The sequence below is a fragment of the Pseudoalteromonas sp. B131b genome, assembly GCF_037162545.1.
In the GTDB taxonomy this organism is placed as follows: Bacteria; Pseudomonadota; Gammaproteobacteria; order Enterobacterales; family Alteromonadaceae; genus Pseudoalteromonas; species Pseudoalteromonas fuliginea.
In genome coordinates this window covers 2,128,345-2,147,405 of the sequence record NZ_JARLUZ010000001.1, presented here as the reverse complement: position 1 = coordinate 2,147,405, position 19,061 = coordinate 2,128,345, and the positions used below count along the sequence as shown (strand labels likewise).

Below are 19,061 nucleotides of genomic sequence, written 5' to 3'. Positions count from 1 at the left end.
TCGGGGGAGAATTTAATGGAAAACGTCCATATTTTGACACAACGTGTATCAGGTCGCGGTGATTTTTTGCCGTTCTCGGCAGAACACACACGTGTAGATGAACCAACTGAAACACACGAACTTGTTACTGAACTACAAACTAGTTTAGTTATTGAAGATGTTTTAGCTATGTATGCTAAGTTCGCAAAACAATTGCTAAACTTTTCGGGTATACAGTTTCAATCGACACTTGGCACAGCGCAAACATCAGATAGTGATACAAACAATACACCCTATATTTTTGACTTAACAATAGCAGCAGAACACTTAGGACAACTAATTTACTTTAGTAAATATCCTCTTAGTGCTGTAATTGAAAAAAATTACGCGTTTTACATACCGCATTAATTTACCCACTTCGAAATGCGATGATGTATAGCCGAGTATTAAAACTTGCGACAAAAGATACCTTAACGGGATTAAATAACCGTAGTCAATTTAATGATATTTTGTCGCAAAAACTCGAAAATTGTCGCCGCTACCAACGTCCTTTTAGCTTAATGCTGCTCGACTTAGATAACTTTAAACAAGTTAACGATAACTTTGGTCACAAAGTGGGCGACGATACATTGAAAGAATTCGCTAAAGTTTTATGTAGCAGTATTCGTGGTACAGACTCAGTATTTAGGTTTGGCGGCGATGAGTTCTCAATTTTAATCGAAGACCCTGAGTTTACAACTAACAAAGTAGTTGCTGAACGGATCATGCGCCTTGTTAGAGAATCAAGTTTAATGTCGCAATATGGCGTAACAACCAGCATAGGTTTTACCTTAGCAAGCAGTCAAGATTGTGATAATGAGATATTTGCTCGCGCAGATAAAGGCCTGTATAAAGCAAAGGCCTCGGGCAGAAACTGTGCTAAAGCATATTAAAATTTAAAAATACATTTAAAATAGAAGAGTCTAACTTCCCCCGTTAGGCTTTTTATTTTGCTGTATTGTCCTATTTAAAACTCAGGACAACACACTAAAAAGCATGGCTTAACGCTCTGACTTTATTGGTAAAAATCTATATATAACAAGCACTAAGCAAAAGCCAAAAAAGAAACCACTCACTAAGTTAAGCAATGCAGCACTTTTTGCAATTGGCGTGAATAAAACTAAAATTAACGGCGTACTGACTCCTAAAACAAAAAACAGCCCACCTTTACCTAACCAATAAGCCAGTAATAATGCACCACATAATATTCCACCAGCAATAGCGTGACCCAAAGTAATTAGGTTAAGCGAAAACAAGGCATTAGCTAATACCGCAACGATAGCTGTAACTAACATCCCCAGTGGTGCTTTGTTTACTAGTGATAAGCCTACATGTGGTTGTTCTGTCATTATTTACACTCCCAAAAAATACCTGTTTCGTCAAGATGATTGGCACTCATAAAGTAGCCAACCACTTGAACCAATTCGTCATTATAAAAAATTAATGGCACATTAGCACGTAACCAAGGGGCTACTTTTGCATCTTTAAACCAATGTTTTAATGTATTACCACCTGGTTTTTTTTCCGGTTTGATCCGCGCATTGTTACAGTTAAAACGCACAGTAACTTGTTCATGCTTAAACGGCGGTCGAATACCCTTGCCATTTTTTTTATTAGCAAACGGTCATCATTAAATTTAAGCTCATCACTTACAAGCATTTGATCTTGTAATATTTGATATGGATTCACAAAATACAAATAGCCTTGATGGCGACGTACTTGCCCACCAGCCAAATCAATAAGCATTTGCGAATCGCTCTTAGCGCATATAGCTTGATTAATAATTTGCTCAAGTTGTTTTTGCGATGGCATAATTTGTGTAAATAATGCAAGCCACGCACGCACTATATTTGCAATGCGCGTAGTGCTGTATTCGCTTATTTTATTAATACACAATGCTTGATGCTGGTTAATACACTTATTTAAATCAAGCTGAGTATATTCATCTAGTAATGTTTGTTGCTGCTGCAGTAGCTCAATACTTCGCGCTGTACATTGCTCAAACCCATTAAAGCGTTCGGCTAATAATGGAATAACTTTGGAACGTAAAAAGTTTCGATCAAAGCGCTCATCTGTATTAGAGTCATCAGTAATATGCTTAATATTAAACTGCGCCGCAAAGGTTTCTATATCACTTCGCTTTACATTCAATAACGGCCTGAAACACACACGGCCACTTTGTAGAAAACGCGCTTGGTGCATAGCGCCAAGCCCTTTTAAACCCGAACCACGCTTTAAGCGCAGTAAAAACGTTTCTACTTGGTCGTTTAAATGTTGGCCCAGTAAAATAATGCTGCCTTGTGGGCTTAGTTCATCAAGTGCTTTATAACGGGCGTCGCGCGCTTGGGCTTCAAGGCTCGTGCGCGACTGCTGCTCAATTACCACTTTCGCAGCTTCAAAAGGCACATTGAGCTCAACACATACGTTTTTGCAAAAGCGTTGCCAGTCATCAGCATACTGGCTTAAACCATGGTGAACATAAATAGCCGATACATCAATTACAGGGTTATCTTCTTTTAACGCACGCATTAAATGCAGTAACACCACAGAATCAACGCCACCAGATAACGCAACTGTAAAAACAGTCTTACCTTGCTCAATATAGCTACTTAGTGATTTTTTTAATTGTTGATAAATTGCTGATATATACATGTGTCCGCACTTTAATATAAAAACTCTGAGTATTTTAAAGTAAAAAAGCCGCATAAGCGGCTTTTTTTAACATTTAATGTGCTTAGCAATAGCCAAACGACATTAAACGCTTGTAACGCTGATCAAGCATTTCTTCAAGCGTAAGAGCTTGTAGGTCAGCTAAATCTCGTTTTAGGCGCACTTTTAAGTTACGTGCCATAGCATCGTAATTACGGTGCGCACCACCTAGTGGCTCATCAACTAAGTTGCTGATTAAATCTAGTTCTTTAACGCGCTCTGCGGTTACACCCATTGCTTCTGCTGCAAGGGGTGCTTTGTCGGCGCTTTTCCAAAGAATAGACGCACAACCTTCAGGCGAAATTACAGAATAAGTACTGTATTGCAACATATTAACTCTGTCGCCAACACCAATCGCTAATGCACCGCCTGAACCACCTTCACCAATAACTGTACATATTGTCGGCACTTTAAGTGTCGCCATTACTTTTAAGTTACGTGCGATTGCTTCAGATTGGCCACGCTCTTCAGCGCCTACACCTGGGTATGCACCCGGCGTGTCGATAAAGGTCATGATTGGCATTTTAAAACGCTCAGCCATTTCCATTAAGCGTAATGCTTTACGGTAACCTTCTGGCTTTGGCATACCAAAGTTGCGTTTAATTTTTTCAGCAGTGTCGCGGCCTTTTTGTTGGCCAATAACCATTACTGGTTCGCCATCTAAACGCGCTATACCACCTAAAATAGCCGGATCGTTAGCAAAAGTTCGATCGCCAGCAAACTCGTCAAATTCCGTGAAAATACGCTCGATATAATCTCGAGTATAAGGACGCAACGGGTGACGTGCCAACTGTGATACTTGCCAAGCGCCAAGTTCAGAGAATATCTTCCCTTTTAACTGGTCGCTTTTCTCTTTTAATTTGCTGACTTCCTCTTCTAATCCAAGGTCTAATTCGCCAGCGCGGCTTACATTTTGTAATTCTTCAATTTTCGCTTCTAATTCTGCAATCGGAAGCTCAAAATCAAGATAATTGAGGCTCATGCTCTAAACTACCTAATTAGTTAAATTCCAGTTCTACATCTTGCGCCGCCATTAGCGATAACTTATGAATTAAGTCATCACTTGGCGTAACACACCATTCGATCCCAAGAGTTAATTGTGCCAACGCATCTGGACGTTGGTAATAAACCTTGATCGGACACGTTCCCATTTTGTAGGGTTCGAGTACTTTTTGTAATTTATCGAAGAAACCAGCCTCGATTTGCACCATGTTCAGCGTCATTTTAATCGCTTTAATACGCTTTTCACGCGCCTGAGCAATGGTGTTTATTTCTCTGGCGGTCATTGTAATACCACCAGAGAAGTTATCAAAGCTGACCTGTCCAGATATTACCAAGATATTATTAACTTGGAGCATATCTTGGTACTTTTCAAACTCGTCTGAATACAAGCGTACATCAATGCGTGCACTCTTGTCATCTAAAGTTACTAAGGCCCAACGATTTCCTTTTTTATTAATTAGCACCCTAGAAGCAATCACTAAACCAGCAGCTGTGGCAAACACATCGCGATTAGTAGGCTGTAAATCAACTATTTTCCCACTGGTGTAATGCTTAAGTTCACGGCGGTATTGATTTATCGGATGCCCTGTTAAATAAAGGCCTAGGGTCTCTTTTTCGCCCTCTAACCATTCGTTATCAGTGAGGCCTATGGCTTTAATAAAAGCTTGTTCAACTTCATCAGGCTCAGTGGCTAATAAACCAAACAAGTCACTTTGCCCTAATAGCTCAGCTTTGTTGTGTTGGTCGGCCGCACGCATTGCACTTTTTAAACTAGCCAATAACGTGGCACGTCCAGGTTGCGTTTTTTCAGGCCCAAGCTTATCAAGTGCGCCTGAGTAAATTAATTTTTCGGTCACACGCTTATTTAAGCGTTTTAAGTCAACGCGGGCACAAAAATCAAATAAATCTTTAAATGGGCCGCCTTTTGCACGCGCTTCTAGGATTGCATCAACCGGTGCTTCACCCACGCCTTTTATTGCGCCAATGCCGTAAACAATTTCACCTTCAAGGTTTACTGTAAACTTAAACTCACCTGCATTTACGTCTGGCGGTAATAAGGTGAGTTTCATGTTTTCACATTCATCCACCAAAATAACGATTTTGTCGGTGTTATCCATATCGGCCGACATTACAGCAGCCATAAACTCTGCCGGATGATGGGTTTTCATCCACAATGTTTGATACGAAACCAGTGCGTAAGCTGCCGAGTGAGATTTATTAAATCCGTAACCTGCGAACTTTTCTACCAAGTCGAAGATTTTTATCGCGAGCTCGCCGTCGATACCGTTATTTCTTGCGCCATCTTCAAATGTTGAACGCTGCTTTGCCATTTCTTCGGGTTTTTTCTTACCCATTGCACGGCGAAGCATATCGGCGCCGCCTAGCGTGTAACCTGCTAGTACTTGCGCAATTTGCATTACTTGTTCTTGATACAAAATAATGCCGTACGTTGGATCAAGTATTGGTTTTAAGCTTTCGTGCTGATATTGCGCATCAGGGTATGAGATTTCTTCTCGGCCCAGCTTTCGGTCGATAAAGTTATCTACCATGCCTGATTGCAGCGGACCTGGGCGGAACAAGGCCACAAGTGCAATCATATCTTCAAAGCAGTCGGGCTTAAGTCGGCGTACTAAGTCTTTCATACCGCGCGATTCTAGCTGGAATACAGCAGTCGTTTCAGCGCGAAGTAGTAGCTCAATACTTTTTTTATCATCCAGTGGAATAGTGTTTATATCGACAGGGTCTTTACCTTGGCGCTCCATGCGCACGTTGGTCATATCGACCGCCCACTGCAAAATAGTCAGTGTACGTAAACCCAAGAAATCGAACTTAACTAAGCCTGCAGTTTCTACATCATTTTTATCAAACTGTGTGACCGGAAACTTACCTTCGTCATCGCAATAAAGCGCGGCGAAATCGGTAATCGTGGTTGGCGATATTACTACGCCACCAGCGTGCTTACCGGCGTTACGTGTACACCCTTCTAGGATGCGACACATGTCGATTAAATCTTTTACTTCGTTATCGCCATCGTAGGCTTCTTGCAAGCGCGGCTCTATATCAAACGCTTTAGCAAGTGTCATCCCAGGATCGCCTGGAATCATTTTTGAGATACGATCAACGAATCCATAAGGATGCCCAAGCACTCGCCCAACATCGCGTATTACCGCCTTTGCAGCCATAGTACCAAAGGTAATAATTTGCGAAACCGCATCTCGACCATACAAAGCCGACACGTGATCAATTACTTCGTCTCGTCTATCCATACAAAAATCGACGTCGAAATCGGGCATTGATACACGTTCAGGATTCAAAAATCGCTCAAAAAGCAAGTCGAATTCAAGTGGATCCAAATCGGTAATTTTAAGCGCGTACGCAACTAATGAACCCGCACCTGAACCACGACCAGGTCCAACCGGAATATTGTTATCTTTACTCCACTGGATAAACTCCATTACGATTAAGAAGTAACCTGGGAATCCCATTTGGTTAATTACGCCAAGCTCTATATCAAGTCGCTCATCGTATTCAACGCGTTTTACTTTTCGCTCTTCTTCATCAGGGAATAAAAACTGTAGACGTTCTTCAAGGCCGTCTTCTGACACTTTAACTAAAAACTCATCAATCTTAAGTGAGCCAGTTGGGTAATCAGGTAAAAAGTAAGTCCCTAGCTGAACCGTTACATTACAACGTTTAGCGATTTCTACGGTGTTTTGTAGCGCTTCAGGAATGTCGCTAAACAGCTCAGCCATTTGCTCTGGTGTTTTTAGGTATTGTTCTTCAGAGAATCGTTTAGGCCTGCGTTTATCATCAAGTGTGTAACCGTCAAAAATAGCAACACGAATTTCGTGCGCTTCAAAGTTTTCAGGTTTTAAAAATACCACTTCGTTGGTGGCTACAACAGGTAACTGCTCTTTAGCTGCAAGCTCTACCGCCATGTGTAAGTAATCTTCTTCAAGCGGGCGATTGGTGCGAACAAGCTCTAGGTAGTAGTTATCGCTAAAATGCTGCTTATAAAAACTAACAACCGATTCAATTACACTCGGATTATTTTTTAATAACGCCTTACCTAAATCACCGTCTTTAGCACCCGAGAGAATAATTAAGCCTGCTTTTAGCTCAACTAACCACTCACGATCAATCACAGGGCGATGAAATACATGCCCACGTTGATACGCTTTAGATATTAATAAGGTAATATTTTTATAGCCGTCGTTGTCTTTGGCTAATATGGTTAAGCGGCTTGGCTCGTCAGGAAATTCTGGGCTACGAACCCAAAAATCAGCACCCACTATAGGTTTAATACCTGCATTATGTGTTGCGCCATAAAAGCGCACTAAACCACAAAAGTTCATTTGGTCGGTAATCGCAATCGCGGGCATTTGCAGCTCTTGCGCTTTAGCGACTATTGGCTTTGTTTTAGCAAGGCCGTCAACCATCGAAAAATCTGAATGAACTCTTAAATGAACAAAATCAGGAGCAGCCATGCTTAGCCCTCACCATTGGCTTGCGCCAATACACGCTGCACAGGTTTAAAGCTTTTACGATGCTCGTCAATCGCGCCGTACTGCTCAAGCGCTGCAAAATGCGCTTTAGTTGGATACCCCTTATGCCCTGCAAAACCATATTCAGGGTGGCGTTTATCAAGCTCAATCATTTCGTCATCGCGCGCTACTTTAGCTAAAATAGACGCTGCTGAAATTTCTGCCACTAGGCTATCGCCTTTAACAACAGCTTGCGCTGGCATAGTGAGTTTTGGCAAACGATTACCATCTATAAATACAAATTCAGGTTGCGTACTTAATGCCTCCACTGCGCGAGTCATGGCAAGCATAGTCGCGTGTAAAATATTTAATTCATCAATTTCTGTTGGACTGCAGCGACCATATGCGTAACACAATGCTTTTTCTTTAATTTCAATTGCCAGTGCTTGGCGTTTTTTATCCGTTAATTTTTTAGAATCCGCTAAGCCAGCAATTGGTTTAGTGGGATCTAAAATAACGGCGGCAGTAACTACATCACCAACAAGCGGGCCGCGCCCAACTTCATCTACACCGGCAATTAGGGTTACATTTGGTCTATCAATTTGCATTTATTAACTCCGCCACAGCGTTGGCTGCTTGTTCACTGGCATTTAATCTAATTTTTTCGTGAATAGCTAAAAAGCGTGCTTTTAGCGCTTTGTTATCTGTGTTGAGCATAGGGGTAAGTGCGTTTGTTAAGTTAGTCACATTACACTCACTTTGTAAAAACTCAGGCACTAGCTCTTCGTCGGCTAATAAATTAGGCAGCGAAAAGTACTTAATATTAAACGTAAATAGAGTTTTAAAAATCCAATAGCTCAAAGGCTTTATTTTATAACCCACTACCATTGGCTTTTTATAAAGCATGCCTTCAAGTGTTGCAGTGCCCGACGCTAATAAAATAGCATCGGCAGCTTGCATCGCTAATTTTGATTGCCCATCAAGCAGATTAACATTAAGGTCGGGCGCGGTGGCGTTTAATATTTCAGTAAACTGCGCTTTGCGCTTTTCGTTTACCAGTGGCACCACAATTTTAAGATTTGGGTTTTGCGCTTGCAGCTTTTCAGCTGTTTTAATGTAAGTTTCACTTAGTAAACCAACCTCAGAGCCTCGACTACCAGGTAGCAACGCCAGTACTTTGTCATCAAGGCTTAAGCCGAGTTCTTCACGCGCTTTGCTGTCGTCGTGTTCAAGTGCTATATCGTCTGCCAAGGTATGACCCACAAACGTACACGGTACTTGATGCTTATCATAAAATTCTTTCTCAAAAGGCAACAATGCAAGAACTAAGTTAGTCGCTGCACTTATTGTATGAATGCGCTTTTCGCGCCACGCCCAAACAGATGGACTTACGTATTGCACCGTTTTAATACCCGCATCTTTGAGCGGCTTTTCTACTCGTAAGTTAAAGTCGGGTGCATCAATACCTATAAATACATCAGGTGGGTTATCTACAAAATGCTGCACGAGTTGTTTACGTATTTTAAGCAAACGCGGTAAACGCCCTAACACTTCAACAAGCCCCATTACCGAAAGCTCATCCATGTCGTAAAGTGTTTTACAACCCTGCGCTTGCATTTTAGGCCCCGCTATCCCTTCAAAAATAGCGTCCGGAAAGTGCTTTTGAAGGGCTTTAATTAAGCCTTCACCTAAAATATCGCCCGACAGTTCACCTGCCACAATACCAATTCGTAGTTGTTTTTTATCTTTATTCATTTGATTTTATTTCACAAGTAAACCAGGCGTTCATGCTTATTAGTTTACCGTGTTTTACTGTTTGATTAAACGCTTTAAATAACTGGTTTTTTATCACCTAAGTTAAGCCTTTATGTTGTTTGTTTTTAATACTGATGTAGCATATAAAATATATATTAAGTTTTACTAATATACATATTGACAAAAATTGCACAAACGTAAATAATATTACAAACTTTCAGTAATTACTGAAAGTTCATTAAATATTAACTTTGCCAATTAAGCATTGCCCTGTTAATCCGTCACTCTCAAGGAGCCAATAATGATAGATGAAACCTTTGTGGATCTATCGCGATTACAGTTTGCTGTTACCGCTCTCTTTCATTTCTTATTCGTACCGTTAACTATAGGTATGACCTGGATTTTAGTTATTATGGAATCGGTTTATGTAATGACCGGTCGCGAAATTTATCGTGATATGACTAAGTTTTGGGGAAAATTGTTTGGTATTAACTTTGCGATTGGTGTGGCCACAGGCCTTACCATGGAGTTTGAGTTTGGTACTAACTGGTCTTATTACTCGCATTACGTAGGTGATGTTTTTGGAGCTCCCTTGCTATTGAAGGTTTAATGGCATTCTTTTTAGAATCGACCTTTGTAGGTATGTTCTTTTTAGGCTGGGATAGACTCTCTAAACGCCAACATTTAGGTGCAACCTTTTTAATGGCCATTGGTACCAACATGTCGGCGCTGTGGATTTTAATTGCCAACGGTTGGATGCAAAACCCAGTAGGCGCTGAATTTAACTATCAAACCATGCGCATGGAAATGACCAGTTTTGCAGAGCTTGTGTTTAACCCTGTAGCCCAAGTTAAGTTTATTCATACCGTATCGGCAGGTTATGTAGCTGCATCTATGTTCGTTCTAGGCATAAGCAGTTGGTACATATTAAAAGGCCGTGATTTAGCATTCGCTAAACGTTCTTTTTCAGTCGCATCAGGCTTTGGGTTAGCGTCAATTTTATGTGTAATTTTACTCGGTGACGAATCAGGCTACGAAGTAGGCGAAGTCCAAAAAGTGAAACTTGCCACAATTGAAGCCGAATGGCACACAGAAGAAGCTCCGGCTGCGTTTACCGCATTTGGTTTTCCTGATTCAGAAGAGCAAGTAACACATGCGGCGGTTAAAATACCTTACGCACTTGGGTTAATTGCTACGCGCTCACTTGATGAGCAAGTAACGGGTATTAACGACCTAGAAAAACAACATGAAGTACGTATTCGCAACGGTATGATTGCTTATGAATACCTTACAAAACTCAGAAACGGTGAAGATACGCCAGATAATATTGCCAAATTTAATACTCTAAAAGATGATTTAGGTTATGGCTTGCTACTTAAGCGCTACACACCTGATGTTGTAGATGCGACTGAAGAGCAAATTCAAAAAGCAGTTAAAGACTCTTTTCCTAAAGTAGGGCCTATGTTTTGGTCATTTAGGATTATGGTTGCCTGTGGTGTAGCCATGCTTGGTGTATTTATATTGGCTTTTTACTACAACGCACATCGCGTTATTGAGCAAAAACGCTGGTTGTTATGGGCTGCCGTATTGAGTATTCCACTACCTTGGATAGCGATTGAATTTGGCTGGATTGTTGCCGAGTATGGTCGTCAACCTTGGGCTATATCTGAAATACTGCCGACCTTTTTAGCCACGTCGTCACTAACAGTAAATGATATTTTAATTAGCTTAACTGGGTTTGTTATTTTCTATACTGGTTTAGCCATTGTTGAAGGCTGGTTGATGATCCGCTTTGTTAAGCAAGGACCAAGCTCGCTACATACTGGTAAGTATCATTTTGAATTACCAAACAAAACTGATCAAACTGAAGGAGAGCAATCATGATTTTTGATTATGAAACATTAAAAATGCTTTGGTGGTTGATCATTGGTGTGCTGCTTATTGGTTTTGCTATTACCGATGGCATGGATATGGGCGTTGCTATGTTACTTCGCCTCGTTGGTAAAACAGATTCAGAGCGCCGCACAGTAATAAACACAATTGGCCCGCATTGGGATGGTAACCAAGTATGGTTTATAACTGCAGGCGGCGCGTTATTTGCAGCGTGGCCCATGGTTTATGCTGCCGCGTTTTCGGGCTTTTACTTTGCCATGATGCTAGTACTCTTTGCTTTGTTTTTAGACCACTTGGGTTTGATTACCGCAGTAAAGTAGATTCAAAACGCTGGCGCAATAACTGGGATTGGGGTTTGCTTGCAGGCAGCGCGATTCCAGCATTAGTTTTTGGTGTTGCGTTTGGTAATTTATTTTTAGGCGTACCGTTTAATATTGATAACCTTATGCGTGTTAGCTACCAAGGTTCATTTTTTGGCTTGCTTAACCCATTTGGATTACTTGCAGGTTTAGTGAGTATTACCATGTTAGTTGCGCATGCGGGTATGTGGTTACAACTTCGCACAGCAAGTGTGGTTGCAGAGCGTTCGGGTCAATATGGTCGCTATTCTCTGATTGTGTTTATCGTGTTATTTGCTGCAGCTGGCTTTTGGGTTGCTAATTTAACGGGATACCAAATTGTATCTATGGCTGATACACAAAGTCATGCAGATCCTCTAGCTAAAGTAGTCACTACAGCGCAAGGTGCTTGGTTAAGTAATTACAGCACCCGTCCGTGGACAATGACCTTCCCTATTTTAGCCTTTGCAATGGCATTAAGTGCACTTGTGTTTTCAAAATTAAATAAACCTGCACTTGGTCTTATTTCAACAAGCTTAATGTTAATTGGCGTAATTATGACGGCCGGTGTTTCACTGTTCCCATTTATTATGCCATCTATCAACAACCCTAATATTAGCTTAACAATTTGGGATGCGGTATCGAGCCATAAAACGCTCAATATAATGTTTATTGCAGTGTGTATTTTTGTACCACTAATTTTGTCCTACACTACTTGGTGTTACGTAAAAATGTGGCGCAGAGTAACGGTAGAAGAAATTGAAAACAACACTCACGGTAGCTATTAAGGAGACTAAACTATGTGGTATTTCGCTTGGATTTTAGGTGTACTTTTGGCCTGTACCTTAGGTGTAATTAATGTAATGTGGTATGAGTTTCATCAAAATAAAAACAGTATTGCTGATGATGAGCAAGTTATGCATGATTTATTAAATGAAAATAACTCGACCAAAGATGACGACTAACCCCCGACCAGATCGCGCGCAGCAGCAATCACTGCGCGCTTTTTTAAAGCGTCAAAGTAAACCCGCTGCAGTGTGGTTAAAGTTAAGCATTGCATTGGGTACTTTTAACGCATTACTAATGATTGCAGGTGCTTATTTACTGGCTCAAGCTATTCATAATGTAATGTTTGAAGGTAATAACTTAGCCCAAGTCACTCATTTATTATGGCCCTTAGCAGGCATTATTTTATTGCGCGCGGTGTTTTTAGCGTTAAGTGAGCGCTTAAGTGCATTTGCTGCGCTTAAAATAAAATCGGCTATGCGCCAAACACTTCTCCATAAGCTCAGCTTACTTGGGCCTAGTTATATAGAACAACACGGCCAAGGCGCTACATTAAACACCCTGCATAATGGCGTAGAAGCACTTCACGACTATTATGCTAAATACTTGCCAGGTGTTGCTTACAGTGCACTTATTCCGCTGGCAATATTGGTTGTTATTTTTCCGACAGATTATAAAGCAGGGCTGATATTTTTATTAACCGCCCCGCTTATTCCTTTTTTATGATTTTAGTAGGCTCAAAAGCCGAGGCTTTAAACCAAAAACGCTGGAAGCAACTTGCTGTACTAGGCAATTACTTTTTTGACCGCGTACAAGGTTTAACTCAACTCAAGCTATTTAATGCAACACGTACCGAGCTTAAACAAATAGCTAAAATTTCAGACGACTTTAGACACGCGACACTCGATGTTTTAAAAATCGCGTTTTTATCATCATTTGCACTTGAGTTTTTAGCCACTATTAGCGTGGCACTCGTTGCCGTAATTATTGGTTTTAGACTATTTTTTGGCACTCTTGATTTTGCTACTGGCTTTGTGGTGCTACTTTTAGCGCCTGAATTTTATTTACCACTGCGCCAGCTAGGTAGCCATTACCATGCACGTTTACAAGGTATTAGTGCGGCGGCCGATATGGTTGCGATTTTAAATGCGCCATTGCCAAGTGACGAAAATGCGTTAGTGGCTACAAGCACGCCTGAAAATAATTTAACTTTAAATACAATTAACTCAATAAGTATTACCGACCTTAATTTTATATACCCAGATAGTAACGAAGGCATTAAAAATATAAATTTAACACTGCCAAATAAAGGCTTAATTGCAGTTGTGGGCAGTAGTGGCTCAGGTAAAAGTACGTTGTTTGATTGTCTATTAGGGTTTCACCCTGAAGTGATTAACAACCTATCTATTAATGGGCAGAGTTTAAGTACAACCGATATTACTTACTTGCAAAATAATATTGCATGGATACCACAAAAAGCGACGCTATTTTACGACACCATTGCTGCCAACATTAAATTGGCCAAACCCACTGCCACACAGCAAGAGCTTGAACACGCGGCAAAACAAGCTGGTGTGCTTGAATTTATAAATACCCTACCCGATGGTTTTAACACGCTGATAGGAGAGCAAGGCGAAGGGCTTTCTGGCGGTCAAAAGCAACGTATTGCACTGGCTCGTGCATTCATAAAACAAGCACCAGTCTTAGTGCTTGATGAGCCCACAGCGCACCTTGATAGCCAAACAGAGCTGCTTATTCAAGATGCTATTAATGAATATGCTAAAAACAACTTAGTGTTAGTTATTGCCCATAGATTAAATACGGTTAAACATGCCAGCAATATCATTGTGATGCACGATGGGAAAATAGCTGAGCAAGGTCACTTTGAAACACTTGCAGCGCAAAATGGTGCATTTGCTGACTTACTAAAAACGGCTGAACAAGGGGTGGCGCATGCGTAATTTTATTCGCTTATTAAAGCTTTGTGCTCCTCATTACAAAGCTATGCTATTGGGTACATTTTTAGCAACGATTACGGTATTAGCTAATGTGGGCCTGTTGGCTATATCTGGCTGGTTTTTAGCATCAATGGCCGCTGCTGGTATTGCGGGCGTACAAATGAATTATTTTACTCCTGCCGGCACGATTCGTTTTTTAGCTATTGTGCGAACAGCATCGCGCTATGGCGAACGCCTAGTTACTCATAACGCCACGTTTTTATTACTAAGTGAAATACGTACCAATGTATTTGCAACGTTAAGCAAGCTTAACAATGTTGATTTAGCAATGAGCCGCAGTGCTGATTTAGTTAACCGATTACAAAACGATGTAGACGCACTCGACAAATTTTATTTAAACGTTTTACTGCCTATGCTGGTCGCTCTTTTAAGTGTGCCAATCATCATGCTGTTTATGTCGGCCTATAATGGCAACGTCGCCCTTATTTGCTTTACTGGCATTATACTTATTGGTGTAGTTATACCTGCCCTACTCAGCGCAAAGCTCACTAAAAACAGCTATAAAGAAACACAACTTAGTGCACAACTTCGCTCTGAGCTTTCAGATACACTCACAGGCCTTAGAGAGCTTAGTATTTATCAAGCCCGTTCGCAGCAGCTTAATAAGTGCGACGAATTAAGCGAGCAGTACAATCAGCAATTATTTATTCGCCACAAAGCACTGGCAAACTCTGATGGGTTAAGCTTGTTGGTTGTTCAATTAGCCATGCTTGCTAGCATAGTAACCATTGTCCCACTAGTTTACGCAAACAGTATGGTAAATGTAGAGCTTGCTATGTTGAGTTTATTTGTACTGGCAAGCTTTGAAAGTGTATTGCTACTACCCAATGCGTTTATAGAGCTTCCGAGTGTTTTAAAAGCAGCAGAGCGATTGTTTACACTTGAAGATAAGGCTGCTAGTTCGCAAATTGAAAGCACACATATAGACGTTGATGAAAACTTTAATGCGCAAAACCACACGTTAGTACTTAACAATATTAGCTACCAGTATGGTGAGCAGACGGCACTAACGAATGTCAATTTTGAACTAAAGCCCCAGCAAAAAGTAGCGATTGTAGGTAGAAGCGGCAGCGGTAAAACGACGCTTGTAAATTTACTAACTGGTTTATGGCCTTTGCAGCAAGGCAGCATAACGCTAAAAAATCAAAATAGCGTTGTTGACTTACATTCGTTAAATAATGATATACGCGCAAATGTTATAAATATACTCGCCCAGCAGCACCATATTTTTGATGGCACATTAAGTGAAAACTTACGTTATGCCGCGCCAAATGCAACTAAAGAGCAAATGATTGAAGCGCTCGCATTAGCTCAATTGAGCCCATGGTTTAATGAGCTAAAAGAAGGTTTAAAAACACGATTAGGCACTGGCGGGCGTAACGTGTCGCAAGGTCAATCTAGGCGTATAGCTATTGCCCAAGCATTACTTAAAAACCCTGCTATTTTGGTTCTTGATGAACCAACAGAAGGTCTTGATAATCATTCTAAGCAAGGAGTAATGCAAGCAATAATGCATGTTATGGATAACGCAAGCGTGCTGACAATTACGCACGATCCCGCTCTACTTGCTCAAATGGATAATGTTGTGTGGTTAGAAGACGGCAAAGTAGTTGCGCAAGGCTCTCATAAAGAGCTCAGTGGCACTTATCCCAACTATGTGGCGCTCACTACTCGGTTTTAGTTAAAGTCACCTGAACTCTGGATAATAAATCCTTTAACCAGGGTTCAGGTTAAGTAACAATTCCATTTTTAGTTTTTCAGTTGAACAGTACCGCTTAAACCAACCTGCATAAATTTTTGAGCAATTTAACAAATTAAATTGCCCCTGAGCAAAACCGTACGGGCAGCGCATGTTTGGCATTTATTCTACGTTATCGCCTATTTATGGAGAATAACCACACTACATAGGCCCTGCCTTGTCTAAACACCAAGCTTACTGCTGCAAGTTCAGCCTCGAAAGATAAACAGGCCCAAAATGAAGTATTTCTTAGTCGATTACAAAAAAAGGCTGTGATTACAAATATACACACTTTTTTAAATGCATGATATTTATATGTTATTTTATTGTAAATTAATTATTACAAAAAAGATCGCTCCATCTAATCCTTTTTACTTATTGTTATTATTATTATTTAAAGTGAATATGCCACCGGTGGCATTTGTAGTTCAAGAATAAAACTTGTTAATGATCACTGCAGTCTTAAATACAAAAGTTTTTACACTGAAAACCATTTTAATTGGAGTTAAAATGAAAAAAACTAATATTTTAAAATACTCTTTACACACAACAGCAATATTAGCCGCAATTTATGGCGGCAGTGCCCTAGCTGCAAATGCATCTGGATATGCTTCAACAAACGGTAATACAACAGGTGGTGCCGGTGGTGATATAGTATATGCAACAACAGGAACCCAAATACACCAAGCTTTATGTAATCGTGCATCGAGTGATACACCAATTATCATTCAAGTTGAAGGCACAATTAATCATGGTAATACAAGCAAGGTATCTGGTGATAGCTGTAACACTGGCCCTGACTTAATTGAACTAAAAGAAATTAGTAACGTTTCTATTATTGGTGTTGGCAGTGGTGCTTTATTTGACCAACTCGGTATCCATATTCGTTCTTCGTCAAACATTATTATTCAAAATGTTCATGTACGAAATGTAAAAAAATCAGGCTCACCAATCTCAAACGGAGGTGATGCAATTGGTATGGAATCTAATGTTCGAAATGTATGGGTTGACCATGTAACACTTGAAGCAAGTGGTGGTGAAAGCAGTGGCTATGATGCACTTTTTGATATGAAAAATAATACAAAATACGTAACTTTATCTTATAGCATTTTGCGTAATTCAGGTCGAGGTGGTTTGGTTGGCTCGAGCGACAGCGATGATGCTAATGGCCCTGTAACATTCCATCATAACTACTATCAAAATATAAATTCACGAACACCCTTACTCAGACATGCAACAGCCCATGCTTATAATAACTACTATAGTGGCATACAGTCATCTGGGATGAATCCACGCATAGGTGGTAAAATACGTGCAGAAAATAACTACTTTCAAGACTCTAAAGATCCACTAGGTACTTTTTACACTAACGATATGGGATATTGGCAAGTAAGCGGTAATATCTGGGACAATATTGATTGGTCTGAAGATAAAAGTAAGCTTCACCCAGCAGGCCCAAATCCTTCATCAACTACTTCTATTAGCATACCTTATAACTATCAACTGGATAATACTCAGTGTGTTCCTGCAATTATTGCAGCAACCGCAGGTGCAAATAAGGGCTTAAAAGAGTCCAATGGTGAATGTGGTACGACTGAGCCCACAGATCCAACTGAGCCGACTGATCCAACAAATCCACCTGAGCCGACTCCTTCAGGGGAAAATCTTGCTTTGACTGCAGGTGTAGATGGCAGCTCTAAAGCCAGCGGTACAAGTTATGGTAATGTTAAAGATGGAGATACATCCACTTACTGGTCGCCAAATTCCTCTACTGGCACAATAAATATTAAAAACTTAAATACGACAATTAATGCAGTAAAGATTATTGAAGCGTCAGGTGCTCAAGGAAATATTACTTCATGGTCGCTGGTTAATTACGATACAGGCACAACGCTCGCTAATGGCGGGGCTGTACCTAATGTAATCACCTTTTCGAGTGTAAATTTGTCAAAAGTCAGTTTTGTTATTAACTCTTCAAACTCAACACCGAGAGTTGCTGAATTTGAGGTTTACAATGGCTATAACGACTCAGGTAGTTCAGTCACTAATACCCTAGTTAATGGCGTATACAGGGTTACACCTAAGCACAGTGCTAAATCACTTGATGTAGCTAATTGTGCAAATAGCAATGGTGCTAACATATCGCAATGGTCATGGTTAAATAACGATTGTCAAAAATTCAATATATCAACGGTCGATGGTATTTGGCATAGAATTTCACCAGTTAATGCTCCATCGAAGGGCCTTGATGTAGCCGCTAACTCAACGGTTAATGGTGCAAACATTGCTCTGTACACATATACCGGTAGTTATAATCAACAATTTAGATTCCAAGCCGCTGGTACAGGAAAATGGCGGATAATAAATCGTAATAGTGAACTTTGTTTTGATGTTGAGGGAAATAAAGCAAATGACGGGGCAAATCTATTGCAATGGACTTGCAGCGCTGGATCTGAAAATCAAATGTTTGAACTAACGCGACAGTAAACTTTAAATAATAAAAAACCACCTTCGATTTCTCTAAGGTGGTTTTTTTATTAAGAAGCCGTTATCTTACAATACCGCGCTCAGAACCTTTAACAAAGTCGATCATCAACTGCACTGCAGGATACTTTGCAGCATCTTCACTAAGCGACTCAATAGCTTCTTCAGCACCTAGGCTCTTACGATAAAATGCTTTATATGCACGGCGTACAGCCATAATTTCGTCACTTTCAAAACCACGGCGTTTCATGCCTTCTTTATTGATAGCTGCAGGGCCTGCTGGCATACCAATGGTAGTAACAAATGGTGGTACATCTTTGTTAACACCAGAATACATGCCAATAAAGGCATGTGAGCCGATTTTACAAAACTGATGAACTCCCGAATTACCACCTAAGATAACCCAATCGCCTACATGAACATGCCCGGCCACACTTGCGTTATTGGCAAAAATTACGTTATCGCCAATTACCGCGTCATGTGCAACGTGTGTATAAGCCATAAACAAATTATTACTACCAATTTTAGTAACGCCTTGGTCTTGAATCGTACCACGGTGAATAGTGGCACATTCACGGATAACGTTGTTATCCCCCATGATTAATGTGGTTGGCTCGTTGTTGTATTTTTTGTCTTGGCAGGCTTCGCCTACAGACGCAAATTGAAAAATATGATTGCCAGCGCCAATAGTTGATGGCCCTTTAACAACAACGTGAGACTCAATAATACAGTTATCACCGATAACAACATCATTGCCAATATAACTATACGGACCAACTGAGACATTGTTGCCTAGTTTAGCGCCAGGTTCGATTATTGCTGTAGAATGGATCAC

At 40.5% G+C, this 19,061-nt stretch carries 9 protein-coding genes and 5 pseudogenes; 7 read left to right on the top strand and 7 right to left on the bottom strand.

All coding sequences use genetic code 11. The features are described 5' to 3' along the window. The first annotated feature begins 15 nt into the window (after positions 1-15). Positions 16-911 (top strand): annotated as a pseudogene (locus tag P4S65_RS09805) (GGDEF domain-containing protein). A gap of 108 nt (positions 912-1,019) precedes the next feature. Here the strand turns inward: P4S65_RS09805 and P4S65_RS09800 are convergent. From P4S65_RS09800 to lpxB, 6 genes and pseudogenes are all read right to left on the bottom strand, one after another. Next, on the bottom strand, positions 1,020-1,367 hold the full coding sequence (locus P4S65_RS09800; RefSeq protein WP_008133901.1) for a hypothetical protein: 348 nt from the start codon (positions 1,365-1,367) through the stop codon (positions 1,020-1,022). Further along, positions 1,367-2,670, bottom strand: a pseudogene (gene tilS / locus P4S65_RS09795) (tRNA lysidine(34) synthetase TilS). Before tilS ends, P4S65_RS09800 begins: the two are co-directional and overlap by 1 nt. A gap of 82 nt (positions 2,671-2,752) precedes the next feature. Beyond that, positions 2,753-3,709: an acetyl-CoA carboxylase carboxyl transferase subunit alpha gene (accA, locus tag P4S65_RS09790; protein ID WP_008133897.1), complete on the bottom strand. Its 957-nt coding sequence runs from the start codon at positions 3,707-3,709 to the stop codon at positions 2,753-2,755. A gap of 16 nt (positions 3,710-3,725) precedes the next feature. Further along, positions 3,726-7,217, bottom strand: a complete 3,492-nt coding sequence (gene dnaE, locus P4S65_RS09785; RefSeq protein WP_033028549.1) for a DNA polymerase III subunit alpha — start codon at positions 7,215-7,217, stop codon at positions 3,726-3,728. A gap of 2 nt (positions 7,218-7,219) precedes the next feature. Next, entirely contained in the window at positions 7,220-7,822 is a 603-nt protein-coding gene (gene rnhB / locus P4S65_RS09780) for a ribonuclease HII (protein WP_096792712.1), read from the bottom strand. Next, positions 7,812-8,969: a lipid-A-disaccharide synthase gene (lpxB, locus tag P4S65_RS09775; protein WP_007376798.1), complete on the bottom strand. Its 1,158-nt coding sequence runs from the start codon at positions 8,967-8,969 to the stop codon at positions 7,812-7,814. Before lpxB ends, rnhB begins: the two co-directional genes overlap by 11 nt. A gap of 301 nt (positions 8,970-9,270) precedes the next feature. Here lpxB and P4S65_RS09770 point away from each other — a divergent pair. From P4S65_RS09770 to P4S65_RS09745, 6 genes and pseudogenes are all read left to right on the top strand, one after another. After that, positions 9,271-10,853: pseudogene (locus P4S65_RS09770) on the top strand (cytochrome ubiquinol oxidase subunit I). Then, positions 10,850-11,988 (top strand): annotated as a pseudogene (gene cydB / locus P4S65_RS09765) (cytochrome d ubiquinol oxidase subunit II). Before P4S65_RS09770 ends, cydB begins: the two co-directional pseudogenes overlap by 4 nt. A 12-nt stretch (positions 11,989-12,000) precedes the next feature. Beyond that, positions 12,001-12,165: a cytochrome bd-I oxidase subunit CydX gene (gene cydX, locus P4S65_RS09760; protein WP_007376801.1), complete on the top strand. Its 165-nt coding sequence runs from the start codon at positions 12,001-12,003 to the stop codon at positions 12,163-12,165. Continuing rightward, positions 12,155-13,947: pseudogene (gene cydD, locus P4S65_RS09755) on the top strand (thiol reductant ABC exporter subunit CydD). The gene cydX and the pseudogene cydD overlap by 11 nt, the downstream one beginning before the upstream one ends. Then, positions 13,940-15,685: a thiol reductant ABC exporter subunit CydC gene (cydC, locus tag P4S65_RS09750; RefSeq protein WP_337120075.1), complete on the top strand. Its 1,746-nt coding sequence runs from the start codon at positions 13,940-13,942 to the stop codon at positions 15,683-15,685. Before cydD ends, cydC begins: the two are co-directional and overlap by 8 nt. Positions 15,686-16,252: 567 nt before the next feature. After that, positions 16,253-18,229 (top strand): pectate lyase family protein, encoded by a 1,977-nt coding sequence (locus tag P4S65_RS09745; protein ID WP_337120074.1) that lies wholly within the window; start codon positions 16,253-16,255, stop codon positions 18,227-18,229. A gap of 61 nt (positions 18,230-18,290) precedes the next feature. Here P4S65_RS09745 and lpxA read toward each other — a convergent pair whose 3' ends face one another. Further along, positions 18,291-19,061 carry an acyl-ACP--UDP-N-acetylglucosamine O-acyltransferase gene (gene lpxA / locus P4S65_RS09740; protein WP_337120073.1) on the bottom strand — a complete coding sequence of 257 codons (771 nt, stop codon included), beginning with the start codon at positions 19,059-19,061 and terminating at the stop codon, positions 18,291-18,293.